This window comes from Allobosea sp. P1_A7 (assembly GCF_056406775.1).
Window position 1 is genome coordinate 1 of the sequence record NZ_JBFTZN010000439.1, and the last position, 3139, is coordinate 3139.

At 64.6% G+C, this 3139-nt stretch carries 4 protein-coding genes; 2 read left to right on the forward strand and 2 right to left on the reverse strand.

From position 1 onward, the window contains the following. Positions 1-248 precede the first annotated feature (248 nt). Positions 249-518, forward strand: a complete 270-nt coding sequence (locus AC1D34_RS35870; RefSeq protein WP_162768527.1) for a hypothetical protein — start codon at positions 249-251, stop codon at positions 516-518. Positions 519-590: 72 nt separating this feature from the next. Here the strand turns inward: AC1D34_RS35870 and AC1D34_RS35875 are convergent, their stop codons facing one another. Next, complete coding sequence (locus AC1D34_RS35875) at positions 591-1760, reverse strand: glycerophosphodiester phosphodiesterase (protein WP_441505482.1); 1170 nt, start codon at positions 1758-1760, stop codon at positions 591-593. Positions 1761-1980: 220 nt separating this feature from the next. Next, positions 1981-2121, reverse strand: a complete 141-nt coding sequence (locus AC1D34_RS35880) for a hypothetical protein (RefSeq protein WP_441505483.1) — start codon at positions 2119-2121, stop codon at positions 1981-1983. A gap of 412 nt (positions 2122-2533) precedes the next feature. Here AC1D34_RS35880 and AC1D34_RS35885 point away from each other — a divergent pair. Further along, positions 2534-3139, forward strand: a 606-nt coding sequence (locus AC1D34_RS35885) for an RsmB/NOP family class I SAM-dependent RNA methyltransferase (protein ID WP_476826827.1), incomplete at its 3' end; no start/stop codon positions are given.

The window sequence follows — 3139 nt, forward strand, 5'->3', positions numbered from 1 at the left end:
GCCAGATCCTGCACTGAGGCCGGGCAAGACTTGAACCATGCGGCGCGCCGAACCCTCGGCGCGCCGCAACTGCGTCAAGGTTAGAGCGAGGACCGAGCGTCGTCTGCCATAGTGGACGCTGCCATGGCGATTGATCCAACAGGCATAGATAGAGATAGCCCCCCGTATCTCTCCACTATCGGCGCGATCAAATTCCGGAACAATTCGGGATGTACCCCGTTCTTGCCTGCAGAATGGAGGAACGCATCATGAGATTCATCATTCCGACGATGACTGCTGTCCTGCTTGCGACGAGCGGCGCCTATGCCCAGTCGATCAACATTGGACCGGGCGGCGTCTCGGTCGATCCACGCTCGCCGCGCGAGCGCGCCATCGACCGCGAAATCCGCCGCGAAGAGCGCATGCGCGATCGCGCCCGCTGGGAGCGCAGCAGCTGGCGCGGCGATTGCCGCACCGTGAGGACCATCGAGGAAACGCCGCGTGGCGAGATCAGGCGGACGACGCGGGTCTGCGATTGATCTCCCGCTGAAATGTGCAAGAGAAAGCCCGCCCTGGTGATCCGGGGCGGGCTGCTGATCGTTGGGGCTGGCTTATTTGGCGTCGCGGGCCTTCACGGCGGCATCGGGGAAGTCCGAGAACAGCCCGTCGATGCCGAGATCGAAGAAGGCCTTGTACTCGGCAGCGGGATCGCTCTTGAAATTCGAGGTTAGCCGCTTCGGCTCGCTGCGGAACGTCCAGGTATGGACGAAGAGTCCGGCCGCATGCGCGTCCTTGACGACATTGGTCGGCGCGATCAGCACCCGATCCTGCTCGTCGATCTTGCCGTCGCCGTTCAGATCCTTCGGCTTGCCGTCCTCGCCGATCGTCTGCTTGCCGGCGAGGATATAGGGCTTCCACGGTCCGACGCCGTCGGCATAGGTCTTGATCTCCTTCAGCCCGTCGGCCGTGACCAGGTCCTTGAAGGTGCGCTTGTCGCCGGTGACGACGAAATCGTAGGGCTTGTCGAAGGGCGCGGCCAGCACGATGCCGCCATCCTTGTCGACGTCATCGGCATCGACGAGCTGGACGAGGCGCAGTTGCGTCTTGCCGCGCAGATATTTGAGATTGGCCGTCTCGAAGCTCTGGATGATCACGGGCGAGGACTTTTCGGTCCAGCCGGCCGCCTTCAACTGATCGAGCAGGCGGTCCTCGAGCGGCAGCCCGATCGCGGCATGAAAGATCGGGTGCTTGGTCTCGGGATAGATGCCGATGGTGCGGCCGGTCCGGGTGCTTTCGGCCTTGGCGAGATCGATGATCTCCTGCAGCGTCGGGATCGGGAACTTGCCATTATGCGACTGGTCGCGATCGGGCATCGCCTGCTTGGCGCGCAGCGTCTTGATCTCCGCGAGGGTGAAATCCCCGGCGAACCAGTCATTGGTGTCGACACCGTCGACCTTCCTGACAGTCTTGCGAGCAGCGAATTCCGGTCGCTCCGAAACGTCCGTGGTGCCGCTCAGCATCGGCTCGTGCCGTGCGACGAGTACGCCGTCCTTGGTCGCGACAAGATCCGGCTCGATGAAATCGGCGCCCTGTTCGATCGCCAGCTTGTAGGATTCGAGCGTGTGCTCGGGCCTGTGGCCGCTGGCGCCGCGGTGACCGACGATGAGGGGCTTCTTCCCATCGAGGGTCGGCACGGGTTGGGCGAAGGCGGGCGATGTGGCAGCAACGCCGCCGCAGGCAAGGGCGGCCAGCAACGTGGCCGAAAGTAGCGTCTGTTTCATCGGATCTGTTCCCTGATCGCGGCAAGAGCGCGCGACCATGATCAGACGATATGACAGCTCCGTGAAGTGGTCTTGTGCCGCAAGGACAACTTTGTGGCGAGGCGCGGGGGCGCTGCCCGTCCGGTCTGTATCGTGGCGCGTCCTGACGGACGACGATCGAGAGGCCCGGCAGAAGCGTCGCCCGGCCAAGCCAGAGCGACGCTTGTGATCGGCTGCGGGCTCAGCGCTTGTTTTCGAGCGTCGTCTTGGCGTCGAGGCGCTTCTGCGGGGGCGGCGTCAGGTCTGGCGGCGCTGTTGTGGCGCAGGCCGTGAGGGCCAGGGCAAGAAGACCGGCAAGCGTGATTCGGCAAAAGCGCTGCATGGCGTGGTTTCCACTTGATCGGAGCGATCGCCCCCGGTGTGCCGCTGACGACGACGCTTCGTCAAGCAGACGGCTTCACATGGTAATACGTCGATTTTCAAGCTGGACGCAGCAAGCGCAACCAGCCTCGGTTGCCGGATCATCCTGCGATGAGGACCGTAAGCCCGGGAAGCCCGGCTCGCCATGCGGATTGCGGCATTCGGGGAGAGTGCCGCAAGATCGGCCGGAGTGGTGGCCCGGTCATGAGCGCCCGTGAGCGGCGGAGCAGAACGTCTGCTCAACCGGGACGGAATGTCCGGGACATGCCTTCGCCTCAAGTATCCGGTCGAGACGTTGTTGCCCCTGCCTCGTCTATATGACACCACAGCGCCGAGATTATGCCGCACACGCCGGCACCAGACGGAACGACGCAATGACCCCTGCCGCCCGCATCAGCGCCGCCATCGAGGTGCTGGACGATATCATACAGCGTCGCCGGCCGGCATCCGACGCCCTGAAGGATTGGGGTCTGTCGCGGCGCTTTGCCGGGTCGAAGGATCGTGCCGCAATTGCGACCCTGGTCTATGACGCGCTCCGCCGCCGCTCCTCCTCGGCCTTCGCCATGGGCGAGGAGACCTCGCGCGCGATGGTTCTCGGCATGCTCGCCGGCCTGCGCGAACTCCGGATGGAAGAGATCGCCGAACTGTGCTCGGGCGAGAACCACGCGCCCGCGCCGCTGACGCGCGAGGAGGCGACCCGGCTGATCACCTTCGATCTCGACGACGCACCGGGCTGGGTCCGCGCCGATGTGCCTGAGTGGCTTTGGCCTGCTTTCTCAGCGAGCTTTGGCGAGCAGGCCGTGTCGGAAGGCGCCGCACTGGCCGATCGTGCGCCGATCGATATCCGCGTCAATCGCCTTAAGTCGAATCAGGCCAAAGTGTTGGCGGAACTCGCTCATCTTGGAGCGGAGGCGGGGGCATGGTCCCCTGATGCGATCCGCTTCCTGCCGGGGGCGGATGGGCGCGGCCCTTCGCTGCAG

What these genes read in the sequence shown, in the direction of transcription:
- AC1D34_RS35880 (WP_441505483.1), bottom strand. Translation starts at nt 2,121, where the DNA reads ATGCAGCGCTTTTGCCGAATCACGCTTGCCGGTCTTCTTGCCCTGGCC.
- AC1D34_RS35875 (WP_441505482.1), bottom strand. Translation starts at nt 1,760, where the DNA reads ATGAAACAGACGCTACTTTCGGCCACGTTGCTGGCCGCCCTTGCCTGC.
- AC1D34_RS35870 (WP_162768527.1), top strand. Translation starts at nt 249, where the DNA reads ATGAGATTCATCATTCCGACGATGACTGCTGTCCTGCTTGCGACGAGC.